This is a genomic window from Agrococcus sp. HG114, assembly GCF_024723325.1.
Classification (GTDB): domain Bacteria; phylum Actinomycetota; class Actinomycetes; order Actinomycetales; family Microbacteriaceae; genus Agrococcus.
In genome coordinates this window covers 23,482-41,594 of sequence record NZ_JANQCH010000004.1, presented here as the reverse complement: position 1 = coordinate 41,594, position 18,113 = coordinate 23,482, and the positions used below count along the sequence as shown (strand labels likewise).

The following is an 18,113-nucleotide window of genomic DNA, read 5'->3' as shown; positions in this document are numbered from 1 at the left end:
GCGCCTTGGCCTTCGCGTCGACCTTCAGGGTCGCGGACTCGTTGATGGCGGCGATGCGCGCAGCGATGCGGTTCACGGATGCGTCTCCGGTTCAGCAGGAGGGTTCGAGCACGCGCGCCCCGAGCAGCGCGTCGCGGCGGCGAGGGAGTGAGCGGGGCCCACGCCGGTCATCACCCCCGGCGCGGGCCCCGCGATGCCGCTCAGACGAGCGACGCGTACATGTCCGGCCTGCGATCGCGCAGGAACGGACGCGTACGACGAGTGGCGGCGATCGTGACCGGGTCGAGGTCGGCGATCGCGATGCCGTCGCCGTCGTCGACCTGCGCGAGGATCTCCCCGCTGGGCCCGTAGACGGCACTGGTGCCGAAGTAGTCCTTCTCCACCTCGAGACCGGAGCGGTTGGCGCACACGACGCCCATGCCGTTCGCGATCGCGAGCGCACGCAGCTCGATCTGGAAGACGTCGCGCATCGGCTTGCTCGCGCACGCGACGGGGAGCGCCATCGCGATCGCGCCGTCGAGCGCGACCGCGCGGGCGAGCTCCGGGAAGTGGCGCTCGTAGCAGATGATGGTGCCGACGCGGCCGGCGACGGTGTCGACCGCCGACGGCGCCTCCTCCCCGGGGCGGAAGTAGAACTTCTCGGGGAAGCCGTTCGAGAACGGCAGGTGCGACTTCCGGTAGGTCTGCACGAGCTCGCCCGCCGAGTACGTGCACGAGGTGTTGTGGTAGATCCCCGGCACGGCGGCCGCCTCGAACACGGACGACACGACCGTGATGCCGTGACGGGCGGATGCCTCGCGCGCCATGGTGTTGGACGGCCCCTCGAGCGTCTCGGCGAGCGCGAAGTACTCGGGGTCGGGCTGCGGCTGCACGAACGGCACCGCGTAGAGCTCGGGGAGCACCACGAAGTCGGCGCCGTCGGCGGCGGCCTCGTCGACGAGCGAGCGCGCTGCCTCGATGGTGTCGTCGACGCTCCGGCCGACGGCGAGCTGGATGGCTGCAGCCCTCACTGGTGGTCCCCCTTCGCCAGGCGTGCGTCCGCTGCCCCGATGATCTCATCCAGCATCCCGATGCCGAGGTCGAGCTCGTCCTCGCTGATCACGAGCGGAGGCGTCAGGCGCAGCACGTTGTTGTTGGCCGACAGGTAGATGCCGCGCTCCCAGCCGTCGGCCACGATCTGCTGCATCGGCTTGGCGGCGGCCCCCGCCGGGTTGAACGGCACGAGCGGCTCCTTCGTGGCGCGGTCGCGCACGAGCTCGATGCCGTAGAACAGGCCCTTGCCGCGCACGTCGCCGATGATGCTGTAGCGCTCCTGCATCGCGCGCAGCGCGCGGTCGAGCTGCGCTCCGCGCTCGCGCACGTTCTCGAGGATGTGCTCCTCCTCGATGATCCGCAGCGAGGCGACGCCCGAGGCGCACGCGAGGGGGTGGCCGGCGTAGGTCTGGCCGCCCCAGAACTTGTTCGCCTCGAGCCACTCGCGCGAGCGGTCACCGACGATCATCGCGCCGAGCGGCACGTAGCCCGAGTTGAGGCCCTTCGCGCTCGTGATGATGTCGGGGACGACGCTCCAGTGGTCGATCGCGAACCACTCGCCGGTGCGGCCGAAGCCGGCCATCACCTCGTCGGCGATGAGCATGATGCCGTGCTTGTCGGCGACGTCGCGCAGCGACTGGAGGTAGCCGTCCGGCGGCACGAGCAGGCCGTTCGTGCCGGTGATCGACTCGATGATGATCGCCGCGACGCTCGACGGGTCCTCGTACTGCAGGATCTCCTCGAGGTGGGGCGCGCCGAGGCACGCCGGGTCCTGCTCGGGCGGAAGGCCCGAGGGGGTGCGGTAGGTGTACGGGTCGTGGAAGCGCACGATGCCGGGGACGTTCGTGCCGCCGTTGTTGTGGCGCGGGTCGCCCGTGGCGGCGAGCGCCCCGAGGGTCGCGCCGTGGTACGAGCGGTAGCGCGCCATGACCTTCTGGCGGCCGGTGATGTGCTGCGCGAGCCGGATGGCGTTCTCGTTCGCCTCGGCGCCGCCGGTCGTGAAGAAGGAGAAGTCGAGGTCGCCGGGGGCGATGTCGGCGATCATCTCCCCGAGCTCCGCGCGGGCGCGGGCGGCGAAGCCGGGGCCGATGTAGGCCATCTCGGCCACGGCCCGCTGGATCGCCTCGACGAGCTTCGGGTGCTGGTGCCCGAGGTTCATGTTGACGAGCTGCGACTGGAAGTCGAGGACCCGCCGGCCGTCGCCGGTCGTGAACCAGCAGCCCTGCGCATCCGTCACCACGGCCTGCGCGGGCTTGCCCTGCTGCGACCAGCTGCGGATGACGTAGCGCCGGTCGGACTCGAGGATGCGCTCGGGCGTCCAGTCGGCGGACCCGGCCTGCACGGCATCGTGCGTGAGCACGCCGGTCACTTCGCCACGCCCTCGTCGGCCTTGTCGGCACCGCCGACCTCAGCACCGAACGTCGCGAGGCGCGCGAGCGGCCGGCCCGCGCTCGTGGCGACGCACGCGATCACGATCTCGTCGGGCCGCGGCGCGTCCGGGATCGACAGCGTGATGGTCTGGTGGTGCGAGCGGGTCTTGGCGTCGAGCTTGTGCTTCACGGCGGCGTCGATAGAGGCGCCCATCAGGCCGACCTTCTCGGCGCCCGGCAGCAGCTCGGTGCCGCCGGCGGCGGCGCGGAACTCGTTGCCGAACTTCAGGTTGTGGATGATCGCGGAGCCGTGCTCGACCTCGCCGCCGATCCCGACGAGCGCGACCTTGCCGAACCCCTCGACCTCGTCGCCCAGCAGCTCGACCGTGGCGGGCCCGAGGAGCGCGCCGATCTCCTGCCCCATCGCGTCGGCGCGGGTCACGAGGTCGTCGACGTAGCCCTCGGTGCCGTAGGGGTTCTCGATCACCGCGGCGACCCAGGCGACGACGTGCTTGCGCGGCACGTCGCGTCCGTTCTCCCGCAGCGTCTCCTCGCGGTGGCGGACGATCTTCCTGACGACGATGCTCACGCTGGCTCCTCCTGCTCCCGGGCCCCGGCCGAAGCCACTTCGCTTCAAATCGGTTCACCCACTAAACCGTCGGTTCATTTATAGCAATGGTACGAGCGCAGCCGCGAAAAGCCAAGCCCGCGGCGCGAATCGCCGTCGGAGATGCCGAAGGGGCCCCGGCCGCCGCGGCGGACGGGGCCCCCAAGGGCCTGCCGGTGCGATCAGAGCAGCGCGCTGAGGCGCTCCGCGGCGCCGCGGAGCGTCGCCACGACCTGCGGCCGATCGCGCTCGGCCATGCGGAACGTCGGCCCGGACACCCAGGTCGCGTACGAGACGGCGTCGCCGCCCGGGACGGGGACCGCGATCGCGGTGAGGCCGGGCTCGAGCTCGTCGCTCGAGATCGCGTAGCCCTGCTCGAGCACGCGGTCGAGCATCGCGTCGAAGGCATCGGCGTCGGCCACCTTCAGGGGCGCGCCGCTCGACGCGTCCTCCTCGAACAGCCGCCGCGCGACCGCTCGATCCCCGTGCGCGAGCATCACCCTGCCGGTCGAGGTGCGCACGGCGCTCAGCCGGCGGGGCACCGCGCGGGGCGTGTGACCGATCTGGTGCGGGCCCGAGAACTCGCGCAGCACGAGCGCGGCGCGCTGGTCGAGGCGGTCGAGGCCCGCCGCCTCCTCGACCTCCGCCGCGACGCCGCGCAGCACCTCGTCGATCATCGCGGAGCGCCGCTCGGCGGTGTGCTGGGAGGAGACGAGGAGGAACAGGTCGAGCGAGAGGCTGAAGTGGCGCGTGACCGGATCGGCGACGAGCCAGCCCTCCTCCTCGAGCGCGGTCAGGATGCGGAAGCACGTCGCCTTCGAGAAGCCGGTCGCGCGCGCGACCTCAGAGAGGCCGACACCGTCCGGGTGCGCCGCGACCGCGCTGACGATGTGGACGGTCTTCTGGACGAGTCCGGCATCCTTGCGGTCGTTCACCATGGCTCCATCATGCAATGGCGCGAGCGACGGCCTCGATCGTGCCGAGCTTGTTCGCGCCCAGGGGGTTGAGCACGGTGACCCGCACACCCGCCCGATGGTATTCCTCGAGCTTGGCCACGACATCCGCCGTCGACCCGGCCGCGCACACGCGGTGCACCGCCTCGTCGGAGACGAACTGCATGGCGTTCTCGATGTCCTCCGGGGTCGCCGGCCAGCCCGCGACCTGCTGGATCTGCTCGACCACCTCGGGCTCGACGCCCGCGTGCTCGGCGATGTGCGGCTGCTGCATGAGGTACATCGTGAGGAAGTTCTTGCACGCGTCGATCGCGCGGCGGGGGTCCTCGTCGTCGACCGCGCACGCGATCGTCTGGGTGATGTCGACGGCGGTCACCCCGTCGGCGCGCTTCGCGATGCCCTTCTCGAGCTGCGCGCGGGCGAAGTCGACGTACGAGACGGGCAGCAGGAAGTCGAGGTAGACGCCGTCCATGATCTCGCCCGAGAGCTCGAGCATGCGCGGGCCCACCGCACCTGCGTAGATCGGGATGTCGACGGCGACGTTGTCGGCGTACATGCGGTCGAACCGCACGCCGTCCATCTGCACGAACTCGCCGTCGACCGTCACCTCCTCGTTGCGGAAGAACCGCTGCAGCACGTCGACGTACTCGCGCATCGCGGTGACGGGCTTCCTGAGCGGCGTGCCGACCTTCGACGCGAGCGGCTCCCACCACGCGCCGATGCCGCAGATGATGCGGCCGGGCGCGATCTCGTCGAGGGTCTTGAAGCTCACCGCCATGAGGGCGGCGTTGCGCGACTTGTTGTTGACGACGCCCGAGCCGATGCGCACGGTCGACGTGCGCTGCGCGAGGAGCGCCATGATCGTGAGCGCGTCGCGCGTCAGCCGGCCCTCCGCGACCCACAGCGAGTCGAAGCCGTAGCGCTCGGCCAGGTCGGCCGCGGCCATCGTGTCGTCGAGGGTGAAGCGCTCCCCCAGGTGGATGCCGAGCTGCAGGGTCATCGTGCCTCCGTCGGAGTGGTGGTGGATCGGTACTGGTAGGCGCCCGTGCCGGCGAGCTCGCCCACGGGCTCGCCGTGCTCGGCGACGAGCGTGCCGCGGCGCCACACCGAGCGCGGTGTGCCGTGCACCTCGAGGCCCTCGTAGACGCAGTAGTCGCTGCGGCTGTGCAGCTCGCTCGCGCGGAGCGTGCGGGTCGCAGCCGGATCCCAGACGACGACGTCGGCGTCCTTGCCCGGGGCGAGCGAGCCCTTGCGCTCGAGGCCGAAACGGCGCGCGGGCTCCGCTGCGACGAGGTCGACGAAGCGCGTGAGCGGGAAGCGGCCGCGCCGCACCCCGAGCTCGTGCATGACCATGAGCCGCTCCTCGACGCCGGGGACGCCGTTCGGCACGCGCGTGAAGTCGTCGTGGACGACCTTCTGCGGCGGCAGGTCCTCGGGCTGCGCGAGCGTGAACGCCGCATGGTCGGTGCCGATCGTGTGCAGCACGCGCTGCTCGATGCCGCGCCAGATCGCCTCCTGGTTCGCGGCCTCGCGGATGGGCGGCGAGCACACGAAGCCGGCGGCGAGCGCGCCGGTCACGTGCGCGGCGTCGGCTGCCGCGCCGACGTACTGGGGGCAGGTCTCCGCACCGATGCGCTGGCCCTCGTCGCGCAGCCGCACGAGCGCGTCGACCGCCTCGGCGGCGGAGACGTGCACGACGAAGAGCTCGCTGCCCGCGTGCTTCGCGAGCGCGGCTGCGCGCTGGATCGCCTCGGCCTCGGCGGCACCGGGGTGCCCGTGCACGTGCTGCGTCGGGTCGACACGACCGTCCGCGACGAGGCGGGCGATCGCATCCGCCACCATGTGGCCGTTCTCGGCGTGCACCATCGGCAGCGCCCCGACCTCGGCGGCGGCGCGGAACCCGGCGAGCAGCACGTCGTCGCCGACCATCGAGCCTGGGTAGGCCATGAAGAACTTCCAGCTCGTCGCGCCCTCCTCGGTCGCGAGCCGCTGCAGCTCGGCGATGGAGGCGGCGTCGCTCACGGCGGCCGTCGCCATCGGGTGCAGGCCGAAGTCGGTCGCGATCGACTCCGCCGCGCGGTCGCGCCGACGGAGGAACGCGTCGCGGATGCCGGTGTCGGCAGGGGCGCGCACGAAGTCGACGACCGTCGTCGTGCCGCCGCACAGCGCCGCGATCGACCCGGAGGTGAAGTCGTCGGCGGTGCGGGTCGCGCCGGAGGCGACCATGTGCTCGAAGTGCGTGTGCGTGTCGATGCCGCCGGGCAGCAGCGCGCAGCCGGTGACGTCGACGACCGTCGCATCCCCCGCGTCGAGCTCCAGCCCGACGGCCACGATGCGCTCGCCGTCGATCAGCAGGTCGGCCCGCGTCTCCTCGACCGAGGAGACCAGGGTCCCGCCGCGGAGCAGGGTGCGCGTCATGCGCCCGCCATCGCCGCGGCGCCCGGCAGCTGCGCCCGCTCGCCGATGCGCTCGGGCACGACGGGCGTGAAGATCGTCTTGTAGTGGAAGTAGTGCGTGAGCGCCTCGGCGCCCAGCTCGAACCCGACGCCCGAGGCCTTGCGGCCGTTGAGCGGCGCGCCCATGTCGAAGTTCGCGATGTTCCAGCCGACCGTGCCGGTCTCGAGCCGCCGCGCGACCTCGAGGCCGACCTGCTCGTCGCTCGTGAACACGCCGCCCGAGAGGCCGTACTCCGAGTCGTTGACGAGCCGGATGCCCTCCTCGACGTCGCCGGAGTAGCGCGTGATCGAGATGGCCGGGCCGAAGAGCTCCTCGCGGAAGACCGTCATGTCGCGCGTGACGTCGGCGAACACCGACGGCTGCACGAAGAAGCCCTCGCGCTCATCCGCCTCGCCGCCCACGACGACCCGCGCCCCCTCCTCGCGCGCGATCTCGTAGTAGCGCTCGATCGACGCCTTGTGCGAGGCGCTGGAGACGGGCCCGATGACCGTCTGGGGGTCCCTGCTGTCGCCGACGACCCATCCGCTCACCTCGGCGCGGACCGCCTCGACGACCTCGTCGTAGATCGCGTCGGGCACGATGATGCGCGAGTTGTTCGTGCACGCCTGGCCGTTGTTCGAGAAGCTCAGGTCGTGCAGCTCCTGCACGAACACGTCGATCGGGGCGTCCTCGAGCAGGAGCGCGGCCGACTTCCCGCCGAGCTCGAGCGAGACCTCCTTGAGCTGCTCGCCGGCGATGCGGCCGATGCGGCGGCCGACCTCGGTCGAGCCGGTGAACGCGACCTTGTCGATGCCGGGATGAGCGGTGAGGTGGTCGCCCGTCGTGCGGTCGCACGGCACGAAGTTCAGCACGCCCGCGGGGACGCCCGCCTCGTCGGCGGCCTCCGCGATGAGGAAGGAGTCGAGGGCGGTGACGGATGCGGGCTTGATGACGGCGGTGCAGCCGGCGGCGAGCGCGGGACCGACCTTGAAGAACAGGGTGGAGAGGGGGAAGTTCCACGGTGCGATCATCGCGACGACGCCGATGGGCTCGCGGCGGACGAGCGAGTGCCCGCGGCCGGCGGGCCGGAGGTCCTCGATCTCGGTCTGCTCGAGCACGTCGGCGTAGAAGCGCAGGAGCGACGTGGCGGCGTCGGCGTTCGAGAAGGTCGCGCGGGCGAGCGGCGTGCCGACCTCCGCTGCGATGAGGCCGCCGATCGCGTCGCGGCGGCGCCCGATCGCGTCGGCGAACCGGCGCATGACCGCGATGCGCTCCGCGGCGGTCGAGCCGCCCCAGCCGGACTGGTCGTCGAGGGCACGGCGTGCGGCGGCGACGGCCGCGTCGATGTCGGCGGGGCCGCCCAGCGGGTAGCTGCCGATCGGCTGCCCGGTGTTCGAGTCGATCGCCGTCCCGCGCGCCGAGGTGCTCGGCTCGCGCCAGGCGCCGTCGATGTACAGCTTCGTCGTCTCCACGGTCATGCCTCGCTTCCCGCGTGCGCGAGCACGCCTCGCAGGTTCTTGCCGGTGCGCAGGTCCTCGAAGCCGCGGTTGATCTCGTCGAGCGAGTACTGCCGCGACACGAGCTCGTCGAGCTTGAGCACGCCCCGCGCGTAGAGGTCCAGGATCATCGGGATGTCGTGGCGCGGGTTCGAGGAGCCGAAGATCGTGCCGCGGATCGTCTGCTCCTTGAAGATGAGCTGCGTGCCGGCGAGGTGGATGTTCTTCTCCATGACGTCCTGCGACATGCCGGCGAGCACGAGCGTGCCGCCCTTGCCGAGCGCCGAGTAGGCGGCGGTCACGACGCCCTCGGTCGTGTTGCCGGTCGCGACGATGACCACGTCGGCCCCGGACGCGACGGGATGGACGCGCTGGACGTGCGCCACCGCATCCGCCATCGACTCGAAGGCGGAGGTCGCGCCGAACTCGCGCGCGGTCTCGAGCTTGACCGGATTGCTGTCGACGACGACCACGTCGCGAGCACCCGCGATGCGCGCGCCCTGCACCGCGTTGACGCCGACGCCGCCCGCTCCGAGCACGAGCACGACGTCGCCCGCCGTGACCTTCCCGGCATGCACGGCCGCGCCGAAGCCGGTCAGCACACCGCAGCTCGCGACGGCGACGGCTGCGAGCGGCACGTCCTTGCTCACCTTGATGACGGTGTTCGCGCGCACCACGGAGAACCGGGCGAAGGTGCCGAGCCCGCAGTTCGCGGGCACGGGCTCGCCGTCGATCGAGAAGCGGTGGCCGCTCGTGTCGGTGCTGTCCGGGTCGTTCGCCGCCTGCTCGCAGAGGTTCGAGCGACCGGTCACGCACCAGTCGCACTGCCCGCACGTGGGCACGAACGACGCCGCGACGTGGTCGCCCGGCTCGAGGCCGGTCACGCCCGGCCCGACCTCGCGCACGATCCCGGCGCCCTCGTGCCCGCCGACCGCGGGGAGCGCGCCGAGGTTGCCGTCGCGCAGGTGCTCGTCCGAGAAGCACAGCCCCGCGTGGGTGAACTCGACGAGCACCTCGCCGGCCTGCGGCGGCGCGAGGTCGATCTCGCGCACCGTCCAGTCCTGACCGGTCTCGAGGATCACTGCTGCCTGCGTCTTCATGCGTGGGCCTCCTGGGGCTCGGGGGCGGATGCGGTGGTCGGGGCGGTCGTGCGGCGCTCGGCCGCGTCGATGCGGTGCGAGTCGGCGGGCGCGAGCCGGGCGAGCGCCCAGTGCACGAGGAGGCCGACGGTGAAGGCGACGAGCCAGTTGTAGTCGTAGAGCGGGCGCAGCAGCGCGATGAGCCCATCCTCGGGGAAGGGCCCGCCTGCGGCCGAGTGGGCCCCGCCGACCGAGAGCACGAGGGCGACGGCCATCGCGGCGAGCGCGCGCCAGTTGAATCCGCCGCGGTACCAGTACCGGCCGGTCGGCGAGTACAGCTCGTCGACGGCGAGGTGCCGACGGCGGATGAGCCAGTACTCGGCGACGAGGATGCCGGCGACCGAGCCGAGGAACGTGCCGGTCATGCCGAGCCACACGAAGATGTAGAGGTCGGAGCTCGCGAGCAGGTTCCACGGCTGCATGAGGATCGCGATGACGCCGGTGATGAGGCCGCCGATCTTGAACGTCACGACGCGCGGGAAGGCGTTCGAGAAGTCGTAGGCGGGGCCGACGGTGTTGGCGGCGACGTTCACGGCGACGGTCGCGACGATGATGCACAGCATCGCGAACAGCACGGCGGCGATGTTCGGGATCATGCCGACGAGCTCGACCGGATCCCAGATGGCCTCGCCCCACACCTCGACGGTCGCCGAGGTCGTGAGCGCGCCCATGGTCGTGAAGAGCGCGACGGTGGGCGTGAGCGCCGAGGCTTGGCCGACCATCTGCGCCTTCTGGCTCTTCGCGAAGCGCGTGAAGTCCGAGATGTTGACCGACATCGTCGCGTAGAACGCGATCATCCCCATGAGCGCGCCGGGGAAGATGCTCCAGAACTCCGGGCCCCAGCCGAGCGACGAGGGCGCGGAGGCGATCGGGCCGAGCCCGCCCGCGAGGGTCATGACCCACACGAGCAGCACGCCCGCGACGATGAGGATGAGCGGCGCAGCCCAGTTCTCGAGCTGCCGGATCGACTCGATGCCGCGGAGCACGAGCGCCATCTGGATGAGCCAGAAGATCCCGAACGACAGCCACACGGTCCAGGGCTGACCGCCCATCTCGGCCGCGAGCCGCCACCCGTCGCCCAGGATCACGCCCATGAGCGTGTAGATCGCCTGGCCGCCGACCCACGTCTGGATGCCGAACCAGCCGCACGCGGAGATCGCGCGGATGAGCGCGGGCACGTTCGCGCCGCGGAGGCCGAAGGCCGCCCGGGCGAACACGGGGAACGGGATGCCGTACTTCGTGCCAGCGTGGCTGTTCAGCAGGAGCGGGACGGTGACGATGAGGTTGCCGAGCGCGATGATGCCGACGGCCTGCACCCAGCTCATCCCCATGTCGATGAGGCCGGATGCGAGGTAGTACGTGGGGATGCCGTGCGCGATGCTCATCCAGAGCGCGGCGTAGTTGTAGGTGTGCCAGGTGCGCTTGGCCTTGGGCACGGGCCGCAGATCCTCGTTGCTGTAGGCGCTCTGCTCGATCTCGCGCTCGGCGGCGAGCTCGGGATCGGCGGCGGCGTCGGTGCTGCGCTGCACCTCGACGGCGTTGCTCATGGTCGAGACCTTCCTCGGTCGGTTCCGGCGCCGGACATGCGGCCGCAGCGCCATCGCTTTGGGGGGAGGCTCCGAGCGGTGGCTCGCGCACCTCAGTTCATCCAGTGAACCATCGGTTCATTCCGTACGCAAGGTGACGGGCGGCGCGGTGCTGCCGCCTGCTCCTCATCGTCGTGCATCCTCCATGCCGGGGGCGTAGGCATCCGCCCGCCGATCGCCGAGCGGCCGGTTGAACGGATCGGCGAGGCGGGCGGCGCGCGTGCCGAGGGGATCGATGTCGGCCCAGATGACGTCGACTCCGTCCGTGCCGGGGCGCGCGAGCGGCCAGCCGAACGGATCGACGATGATGCTCGCGCCGATGAAGGTCGTGCCGCGCTCGGTCCCGACGCGGCTGGCCGAGGCGACGTAGCACTGGTTGGCCTGCGCGCCCGCCATCGTGACGATGTGCGCCGAGGGCGGCAGGCCAGCGGGCTGCCTGGGGTTCGGCACCCAGTCGCTCGGCGCGAGCACGAGGTCGGCGCCCTGCAGGCCGAGCGAGCGGAAGCTCTCGGGGATCCACGCGTCGTAGCAGATGAGCATGCCGACGCGGCCGAACGGCGTCTCGACCACGGGGAAGCCGCGATCGCCCGGGGTGAAGGCGTCGTGCTCCGTGTTCCAGAGGTGCACCTTGCGGTAGACGGATGCGACGCCGTCGGGCGAGACGAGTGCGGCGGAGTTGTAGACGAAGCCGTCGTCGCCGAGCTCGGCGAATCCGCCGCACACCCAGAGGTCGCGCGATCGCGCCTCGGCGTGCCACGCGCGGATCGTGGGTCCGTCGACCCGCTGCGCCGCGGCGCGCGCCTCCGCCTGGTCGTGGAACGCCCAGCCGGAGGACGCGCACTCGGGCAGCACCACGACATCCGCCCCCTCGTCGGCCGCGGCGCGGATGGCCTCGACGGTCGCGGCGGTGCTCGCCTCGATGTCGCCGAGCACCGGGTCCGTCTGCGCGCAGGCGACTCGGATGGCGGATGCCGTGGTGCGCACGTCAGCGGCCGCCCTCGACGAGCTCGACCTCGGCGCGCTGCCAGTCGGCGCCGGAGATGTCGACGCCGTCGGCCTCCACGAGCGCGAGCGCGGCCTCGGTGAGGTCGGTGCGGTAGCCGCCCTCCGGCGCCGCCTCGAGCACGCCGCCGTCGAGCGCGAACTGGATCGAGCGATCCCACGCGGCCTCGTCGAGCCGGCCGATGCCGTTCGTCGAGGGCCAGATGAGCGCGTTGATCTCGTTCATCATCCACTGCTGGTGGCTCGTGCCGAGCGCGCTCCCCTGCTGGAGCACGAGGTCGACGCACGCGTCGGCGTCGTCCCGGCACTCCGTCCAGCCCTTGTAGGTCGCGGCGAGGAAGCGCGTCGCGATGTCCTCGTTGCCCTCCTGGGCGAGCCAGCTCTCGCGCGCGTAGATGCTGTCCTCGAGCACGGAGTAGCCCTCGGCCTGCAGGTCGATGATCGAGAAGTCGTCGATCGTGTAGAGCTCGCCGGTCGCGGGGTCTGCGGTCTCGAGCAGCTGCGCGAGCTCGTTGTAGCCCTTGGCCTGCACGCTGTCGACCTCGCGGTTGAGCAGCATCGACATGTCGAACGGCTGCTGGAGGATCTCGATCTCCTGCGTCGGCTCGATGCCGATGTCGCGCAGCGCCCCGTAGAGCACGAGCTCGTTGCCGCCGCCCCACGACCCCATGCGGGTGCCCCGGAGGTCCTCGAGCGAGTCGATGCCCGAGTCGGCCCACGCGACCTGCAGGTAGCCGCCGCGCTCGAACACCTGGCCGATGTTGACGATGTCGGCGCCCTGGTTGCGCGCGACCATGCTCTTGACGACGTGGCTCACCGCGAACTCGGCGTTGCCGGAGGCGAGCACCTGCTGCGGCACGACGTTCGTGCCGCCCTCCTGGATGGTGACCTCGAGGCACGCGTCGGCGTAGTGGCCGAGCTCCTGCGCGGCGTAGTAGCCGGCGAACTGGGCCTGCGCGACCCACTGCAGCACGACGGTGACGCTGTCGACCGTCTCGCACTCGGCGTTCGTGGCGGCCGCACGACTGGGAGGCTGCTCGCCGCCCATGCCGGAGCACGCGGTGAGGGCGAGGGCAGCGGCGGCGAGCAGGGCGACGCTGCGGCCGCGGCGGTTGCGGGGTGCATTCACGGGTGAACCTCCTCAGGTTCGATTCATGGCGTGGTGCCAGGGCATGGCGACGCGCTCGAGCAGCAGCACGAGGGCGTAGAGGGCGAGCCCGAGCGCGCTGGCCGCGGCGACGGCGGCCCAGGTCTGCTCGAACTGCGAGAGGGCGGCGGTGTTGGCGATGAGCACGCCGAGCGCGTTCGCGGTGCCGCCGAAGTACTCGGCGACGATGATGCCGATCACCGACAGCGTCGCCCCGATCTTGAGCCCGTCGAAGAGCGCGGGCAGGGCGCCCGGGATCCGGACGAACAGCATGAGCTGCAGCGGCGACGCCGAGAGCGAGAGCATGAGCTCGCGGTGCAGCGGGTCGACCCGCAGGAGGCCCCGCGTCGTGTTCACCATGACGGGGAAGAACACCATGATGCCCGCGACGGCGATCTTCGACATGAGGTTGGATGCGCCGAACCACTGGTTGAAGATCGGCGCGAGCGCGACGACGGGGGCGCAGCTGAGGATCGCGACGAGCACGAGGATCGTGCTGGCCGCGCGCTCGAAGAGGCTCACGACGAACGCGGCGACGATGCCGGCGATGGAGCCGAGCGCCATGCCGCCGAGGACGGCGGCGGTCGTCACCTGCGCGGCCGAGAGGATCAACCCGACGTCGGTCACGAGCGTCGCGACGATCGCGCTGGGCGCGGGGAGCAGGAAGGCGGGGATGGAGAGCACGCGCACGAGCGCCTCCCACGCGACGAGCGCGAGCGCGCCCACCACGAGCGGGGGCACTGCCTGCGCGAGCGCGGATCGCGTGGTCGCCGCTCCCGCGCCTCGGAGGGCGGGCAGCGAGATCGCGGTCGTGGCGGTCATGCTGCGCGCCGGGACTCGTCGAGCACGCTGTGGAGCGATGCCCGCACCTTCGCCTCCTCGGCGAAGTACTGCTCGCTGATGCGCGTCTCGTCGTTGCGGTACGCCGGCAGGTCGATCTTGAGGTGCTCGGCGATGCGGCCGGGGCGGGGCGACATCACGATCACGTCGGTCGACAGGAACGTCGCCTCGGAGACGGAGTGCGTGACGAACACGACCGTCGTGCCGGTGGCCTGGTAGATGCCGAGCAGCTCGCGCTGCATGTGCTCGCGCGTCATCTCGTCGAGGGCGCCGAGCGGCTCGTCCATCAGCAGCACCCTCGGCTGGAAGGAGAGGGCGCGGGCGATCGCGACGCGCTGCTGCATGCCGCCGGAGAGCTGCCGCGGGCGGTGGTGCTCGAACTGCTCGAGCTTGACGAGCTTGAGCATCTGCCGCGCCTTCGCGCGGCGCTCGTCGCGACCGACGCCCTGCACCTGCAGCGGCAGCTCGATGTTGCGGCGCACGGTGCGCCAGTCCATGAGCCCGGCCTGCTGGAACACCATGCCGTAGTCGCGTGCCTTGCGGGCGGCGGCGGCGCTGCGCCCGTGCACCTCGACGACGCCTTCGGAGGGGTCGATGAGGTCGCCGATCACGCGCAGGAGCGTGCTCTTGCCGCACCCGGAGGGGCCGATGAGCGAGACGAACGAGCCGGGCTCGATGTCGAGCGTGATGTCGTCGAGCGCGTGCACGGGGCCGCTCGAGGTCGAGAAGACCTTGCTGACGCCGCGCAGCGAGATGGCGGGCGCCGTCGTCGTCGCGACGCCCGTGTCGGTGGGGCTGGTGGTCATTGGGTCCTCCTGCGCAGGACGAGCGATTCGGCGATCGCGATGATCTGGACGAAGACGACGCCGGCGAGCGACGCCACGAGCACGGCCGCGAAGAGCTTCTCCGGACCGGTCGAGTAGAAGTAGGCGGCGCTGAGGATCGCGCGCCCGATGCCGAGCCCCGTGCCGGCAGAGAGCTCGCCGACGATCGCGCCGATGACGCTCGCGATGGCGGCGAGCCGCAGCCCGCTGAAGAGCGACGGGATGGCCGAGGGTATGCGGACCGTCGTGAGCGTCTGCAGCCGCGACGCGTTGAGGGAGCGCATGAGCTCGAGGTGGATCGGATCGGCGGAGTTGAGGCCGCGCAGCGTGTTCACGGTCACCGGGAAGAACGACAGGTAGGCCGAGATGATCGTGACGGCGACCCAGCTCGGGAGCCCGAGCCCGCCGACCCAGATCACGATGATCGGTGCGAGCGCGACGAGCGGGATCGTCTGCGAGACGACGAGCCACGGCATGACGCCGCGCGAGACCATCGGCAGCTCGCGCAGCCCGATCGCGAGGAGCACGCCCAGCCCGCTGCCGAGCAGCAGGCCGTACGCCGCCTCGCGGAGCGTGACGCTCGTCTCGCCGAGCAGGTACGACAGCAGCGACTCGCTCGTCGCGCTGGACGCCGGCGCGCCGAGCGCGCCGATGATGGTCCACAGGTGCGGCATCGCGAGGTCGCTCGAGGCGATCGGCAGCGGCAGGTCGGTGAACGGGATCTTCCCGCCGGTCGCCGCGCCGAGCAGCTTGTAGCCCTCCCAGAGGGCCGCTGCCGCGACGATGAGGCCCACCGAGATCGCGAGGTACTGCAGCGCCGCGGGCCGTGGCCAGCCGCGCCGCCCTCGTGGCGGCGCGCTCACGGGCTCGGCGGATGCAGGGATCCGCCTCCCGGACAACGTCGTCGTCGACATAAGACCTCCGGTTCACTCATTGGACCATAGGTTCGGTAGGTGACATGCTAAGCCTTGCAGCGGTCGATGTCGACGGCATTTCGTCGGCGTTACAGAACCCGATCGAGGAGGCCCCATGCGGTACGGATACAAGGCGAGCGCGGAGCAGTTCGCGCCGGCAGAGCTGCTCGAGCTGGTCGCGGAGGCGGAGCGGCACGGCTTCGACTCGGCGTTCATCTCCGATCACCTGCAGCCCTGGCGCCACGAGGGCGGCCACGCGCCCAACGCGCTCACGTGGCTCGGCATGGCGGCGGAGCGCACCGAGCGCATCGTCCTGGGCACGAGCGTCCTGACCCCGACGCTGCGCTACCACCCGGCCGTCATCGCCCAGGCGTTCGGCACGCTCGGCCAGGTGCACCCGGGGCGCTTCATCCTCGGCGTCGGCACGGGCGAGGCGCTCAACGAGCAGGCGATCGGCGTCGCCTACCCCGAGCTCAAGGAGCGGTTCGCGCGCCTGCGCGAGGCGGTGCGGCTCATGCGCGCGCTGTGGGACGGCGAGCGCGTCGAGTTCGAGGGCGAGTACTACTCACTGCACGGGGCGACGATCTATGACCGGCCGGCCGAGCGCATCCCCGTCTACGTCGCCGGAGGCGGCCCCGCGACGACGAAGTACGCCGGCCGCGTCGCGGACGGCCACATCTGCACCTCCGGCAAGGGCGACGCCTACTACCGCGAGACGATCGTGCCGAGCCTCGAGGAGGGCATCGAGCTCGGCAGCCGGGACGACGCGGACGTCGACCGGATGATCGAGATCAAGGTCTCGTACGACCGCGACCTCGAGCAGGCGCTCGAGAGCACGCGGTTCTGGGCGGCGCTGTCGCTCACCCCCGACCAGAAGCAGAACATCCACGACCCGGCCGAGATGCAGCGGCTGGCCGACGAGCTGCCGATCGAGCAGGTCGCGAAGCGCTGGATCGTCTCCTCCGACGCCGAGGAGACGGCCGCGACGATCCAGCAGTACGTCGACCTCGGGTTCCGCCACCTGGTCTTCCACGGGCCGGGCCACGACCAGCGCCGGTTCCTGTCGCAGTTCGCGGAGGACGTGCTGCCGCTGCTGCCGCCGAGGGCCTGAGCGGCCGGGGTCAGCCGCGGCGGAAGTGCTTGCGGATGCGTTCGGCCTGCTCCGGGGTCAGGTGCCACTCGGTGCCGATCTCGTGGCCCTCGAACGGCCCGCCCCCGTCGGTCGGGTTGCGCAGGAAGCCACGGATCTGCTTGCCCTTGCGGTCCATCCCGAGCTCGCGCGAGAGCTCCACCGGGGTGATCGTGCCGTCGCTCGCGTCCATGTGGCGAGGCTACCCGCGCGCCGGTGCCCCGGAAGCGGCGGATGCCCCGCGGCGGCCGGGGAGGAGCCGGTCGGCCACGGGGCACCGCTGCCGCGAGCGGGCGCTCCCGACCGCGACACGGGTCAGTCGACCGACTCCCTGCTCGCGATCATGCGCAGGAAGACGGGCATGGTCGCGAGGGCCACGAGGCCCGCGAGCGCGACGTAGATGCCCGTCGCGAGCGGCGTGAACCCGATCGCCCACGTCATCAGGGCCGGGGTGAAGCCGGCGAAGAAGATCGCGGCGATGTTGTAGGAGAAGCTGGTGCCGGTCGACCGCACCTCGGGCGGGAAGACCCGCGCGAGCGCCGAGGGGATGATGCCCGCGAAGCCCGAGACCGCGACGCACAGCACGATGTGCACGGCGATGAGCATCGGCATCTCCGGCACGGCGTGCAGCAGCGCGAGTGCCGGCACGGGGACGGCGATGAGCGTCCAGATCGACCAGCGCAGCGTGCGGCGGGTTCCGAACCGGTCGGCGAGGCGGCCCGCGTAGACGCACGCGAAGATCATCACGAGGTTGCCGGCGAGCGAAGCCCAGAACGCCTCGTTCGAGGTGAACCCCAGGCCTGCCGCACCCGATGCGTAGTAGACGGTCGAGTAGATCACGAGCGCGTAGACGCTGACCTGCCACAGGATCGCCATGAGCGCCGCCACGACGAGGTGCTTCGGGTAGGAGCGCAGCAGGTCGCGGATCGGCGACTGCTTCGCGCTGCCGATCTCCTCCTTCATCTGGAGGAACTCCTCGGTCTCATCCAGCTGCTTCCGGATGTAGATGGCGACCGGCACGATCAGCAGGCCGACGACGAACGGGATGCGCCAGGCCCACTCGACGATCTCGCTCTCGGGGAACGAGGCGGTGATGATGACGCCGAGCAGCGCCGACATCGCATTCGCGATGCCCATGGAGCCCTGCAGCCAGCCGGTGAGGCCAGCCCGGCGCTCCGGCGGCGCCTTCTCGACCAGGTAGGACGTCGCGCCGCCGATCTCACCGCCGGCGGAGAAGCCCTGGAAGAGCCGGCCGATCGTCAGGAGGATGGGCGCGCCGATGCCGATTGCCCAGATCGGCGGGGCGAAGCCGATGATGAACGTGCCGACCGCCATGAGCGACACCGTCAGCATGAGCGTCGCCTTGCGGCCGTGCGTGTCGCCGTACGAGCCGAGCACGATCGCGCCGAGCGGGCGGGCGATGAAGCCGACGGCGAAGACGAGGAACGTCGCGATCATCCCCGAGCCGGCGTCGCCCTGCATGAAGAAGTTCGCGCTGATGTAGGCGGCGAAGAAGGCGTAGCTGGAGAAGTCGAACCACTCGAGGGCGTTGCCGGCGGCTGCGGCGACGACGACCTTGCGGAGCGGATCCTTCTCCTTCGAGCGCCCGACATTGGGCGGCGTCGCGGAAGCAGTCAT

17 protein-coding genes are annotated in these 18,113 nt (G+C 71.3%); 1 reads left to right on the top strand and 16 read right to left on the bottom strand.

All coding sequences use genetic code 11. From position 1 onward, the window contains the following. Positions 1–200 precede the first annotated feature (200 nt). The 14 genes from NWP09_RS01355 to NWP09_RS01290 all read right to left on the bottom strand — a co-directional run bounded on the left by NWP09_RS01355 (position 201) and on the right by NWP09_RS01290 (position 15,295). Entirely contained in the window at positions 201–1,010 is an 810-nt protein-coding gene (locus tag NWP09_RS01355) for a carbon-nitrogen hydrolase family protein (RefSeq protein ID WP_258273745.1), read from the bottom strand. Further along, positions 1,007–2,401, bottom strand: a complete 1,395-nt coding sequence (locus NWP09_RS01350; protein ID WP_258273744.1) for an aminotransferase class III-fold pyridoxal phosphate-dependent enzyme — start codon at positions 2,399–2,401, stop codon at positions 1,007–1,009. The genes NWP09_RS01355 and NWP09_RS01350 overlap by 4 nt, the downstream gene beginning before the upstream one ends. Continuing rightward, the gene (locus NWP09_RS01345; RefSeq protein ID WP_258273743.1) at positions 2,398–2,991 is read right to left on the bottom strand and encodes an amino acid synthesis family protein; all 594 of its coding nucleotides are present in this window, start codon (positions 2,989–2,991) and stop codon (positions 2,398–2,400) included. Before NWP09_RS01345 ends, NWP09_RS01350 begins: the two co-directional genes overlap by 4 nt. A gap of 200 nt (positions 2,992–3,191) precedes the next feature. Beyond that, on the bottom strand, positions 3,192–3,947 hold the full coding sequence (locus NWP09_RS01340) for an IclR family transcriptional regulator (protein ID WP_258273742.1): 756 nt from the start codon (positions 3,945–3,947) through the stop codon (positions 3,192–3,194). Positions 3,948–3,954: 7 nt separating this feature from the next. Beyond that, positions 3,955–4,962, bottom strand: a complete 1,008-nt coding sequence (locus tag NWP09_RS01335) for an LLM class flavin-dependent oxidoreductase (protein ID WP_258273741.1) — start codon at positions 4,960–4,962, stop codon at positions 3,955–3,957. Then, on the bottom strand, positions 4,959–6,380 hold the full coding sequence (hydA, locus tag NWP09_RS01330) for a dihydropyrimidinase (RefSeq protein ID WP_258273740.1): 1,422 nt from the start codon (positions 6,378–6,380) through the stop codon (positions 4,959–4,961). Before hydA ends, NWP09_RS01335 begins: the two co-directional genes overlap by 4 nt. Beyond that, entirely contained in the window at positions 6,377–7,876 is a 1,500-nt protein-coding gene (locus tag NWP09_RS01325; RefSeq protein ID WP_258273739.1) for an aldehyde dehydrogenase family protein, read from the bottom strand. Before NWP09_RS01325 ends, hydA begins: the two co-directional genes overlap by 4 nt. Next, positions 7,873–8,994, bottom strand: coding sequence for a zinc-binding dehydrogenase (locus NWP09_RS01320; protein ID WP_258273738.1), 1,122 nt, complete (start codon positions 8,992–8,994; stop codon positions 7,873–7,875). The genes NWP09_RS01325 and NWP09_RS01320 overlap by 4 nt, the downstream gene beginning before the upstream one ends. Next, positions 8,991–10,580, bottom strand: coding sequence for an NCS1 family nucleobase:cation symporter-1 (locus tag NWP09_RS01315; RefSeq protein WP_258273737.1), 1,590 nt, complete (start codon positions 10,578–10,580; stop codon positions 8,991–8,993). The genes NWP09_RS01320 and NWP09_RS01315 overlap by 4 nt, the downstream gene beginning before the upstream one ends. Before the next feature lie 165 nt (positions 10,581–10,745). Beyond that, a complete protein-coding gene (locus NWP09_RS01310; protein ID WP_258273736.1) occupies positions 10,746–11,603 on the bottom strand; it encodes a nitrilase-related carbon-nitrogen hydrolase in 858 nt (285 codons plus the stop codon). Position 11,604: 1 nt separating this feature from the next. Next, entirely contained in the window at positions 11,605–12,750 is a 1,146-nt protein-coding gene (locus NWP09_RS01305; RefSeq protein WP_258273735.1) for an ABC transporter substrate-binding protein, read from the bottom strand. A gap of 12 nt (positions 12,751–12,762) precedes the next feature. After that, a complete protein-coding gene (locus tag NWP09_RS01300) occupies positions 12,763–13,590 on the bottom strand; it encodes an ABC transporter permease (protein WP_258273734.1) in 828 nt (275 codons plus the stop codon). Next, positions 13,587–14,414: an ABC transporter ATP-binding protein gene (locus tag NWP09_RS01295; protein WP_258273733.1), complete on the bottom strand. Its 828-nt coding sequence runs from the start codon at positions 14,412–14,414 to the stop codon at positions 13,587–13,589. The genes NWP09_RS01300 and NWP09_RS01295 overlap by 4 nt, the downstream gene beginning before the upstream one ends. Next, positions 14,411–15,295: an ABC transporter permease gene (locus tag NWP09_RS01290; protein ID WP_258273732.1), complete on the bottom strand. Its 885-nt coding sequence runs from the start codon at positions 15,293–15,295 to the stop codon at positions 14,411–14,413. The genes NWP09_RS01295 and NWP09_RS01290 overlap by 4 nt, the downstream gene beginning before the upstream one ends. Before the next feature lie 166 nt (positions 15,296–15,461). Here NWP09_RS01290 and fgd point away from each other — a divergent pair, with 166 nt between their 5' ends. Next, on the top strand, positions 15,462–16,457 hold the full coding sequence (gene fgd, locus NWP09_RS01285; protein ID WP_258273731.1) for a glucose-6-phosphate dehydrogenase (coenzyme-F420): 996 nt from the start codon (positions 15,462–15,464) through the stop codon (positions 16,455–16,457). A gap of 10 nt (positions 16,458–16,467) precedes the next feature. Here the strand turns inward: fgd and NWP09_RS01280 are convergent, their stop codons facing one another. Next, positions 16,468–16,668, bottom strand: coding sequence for a hypothetical protein (locus NWP09_RS01280; protein WP_258273730.1), 201 nt, complete (start codon positions 16,666–16,668; stop codon positions 16,468–16,470). A 122-nt stretch (positions 16,669–16,790) separates the two neighbouring features. Next, positions 16,791–18,113, bottom strand: a complete 1,323-nt coding sequence (locus NWP09_RS01275; protein ID WP_258273729.1) for an MFS transporter — start codon at positions 18,111–18,113, stop codon at positions 16,791–16,793.

What these genes read in the sequence shown, in the direction of transcription:
- NWP09_RS01340 (WP_258273742.1), bottom strand. Translation starts at nt 3,947, where the DNA reads ATGGTGAACGACCGCAAGGATGCCGGACTCGTCCAGAAGACCGTCCAC.
- NWP09_RS01335 (WP_258273741.1), bottom strand. Translation starts at nt 4,962, where the DNA reads ATGACCCTGCAGCTCGGCATCCACCTGGGGGAGCGCTTCACCCTCGAC.
- hydA (WP_258273740.1), bottom strand. Translation starts at nt 6,380, where the DNA reads ATGACGCGCACCCTGCTCCGCGGCGGGACCCTGGTCTCCTCGGTCGAG.
- NWP09_RS01325 (WP_258273739.1), bottom strand. Translation starts at nt 7,876, where the DNA reads ATGACCGTGGAGACGACGAAGCTGTACATCGACGGCGCCTGGCGCGAG.
- NWP09_RS01320 (WP_258273738.1), bottom strand. Translation starts at nt 8,994, where the DNA reads ATGAAGACGCAGGCAGCAGTGATCCTCGAGACCGGTCAGGACTGGACG.
- NWP09_RS01315 (WP_258273737.1), bottom strand. Translation starts at nt 10,580, where the DNA reads ATGAGCAACGCCGTCGAGGTGCAGCGCAGCACCGACGCCGCCGCCGAT.
- NWP09_RS01300 (WP_258273734.1), bottom strand. Translation starts at nt 13,590, where the DNA reads ATGACCGCCACGACCGCGATCTCGCTGCCCGCCCTCCGAGGCGCGGGA.
- NWP09_RS01295 (WP_258273733.1), bottom strand. Translation starts at nt 14,414, where the DNA reads ATGACCACCAGCCCCACCGACACGGGCGTCGCGACGACGACGGCGCCC.
- fgd (WP_258273731.1), top strand. Translation starts at nt 15,462, where the DNA reads ATGCGGTACGGATACAAGGCGAGCGCGGAGCAGTTCGCGCCGGCAGAG.
- NWP09_RS01280 (WP_258273730.1), bottom strand. Translation starts at nt 16,668, where the DNA reads ATGGACGCGAGCGACGGCACGATCACCCCGGTGGAGCTCTCGCGCGAG.
- NWP09_RS01275 (WP_258273729.1), bottom strand. Translation starts at nt 18,113, where the DNA reads ATGACTGCTTCCGCGACGCCGCCCAATGTCGGGCGCTCGAAGGAGAAG.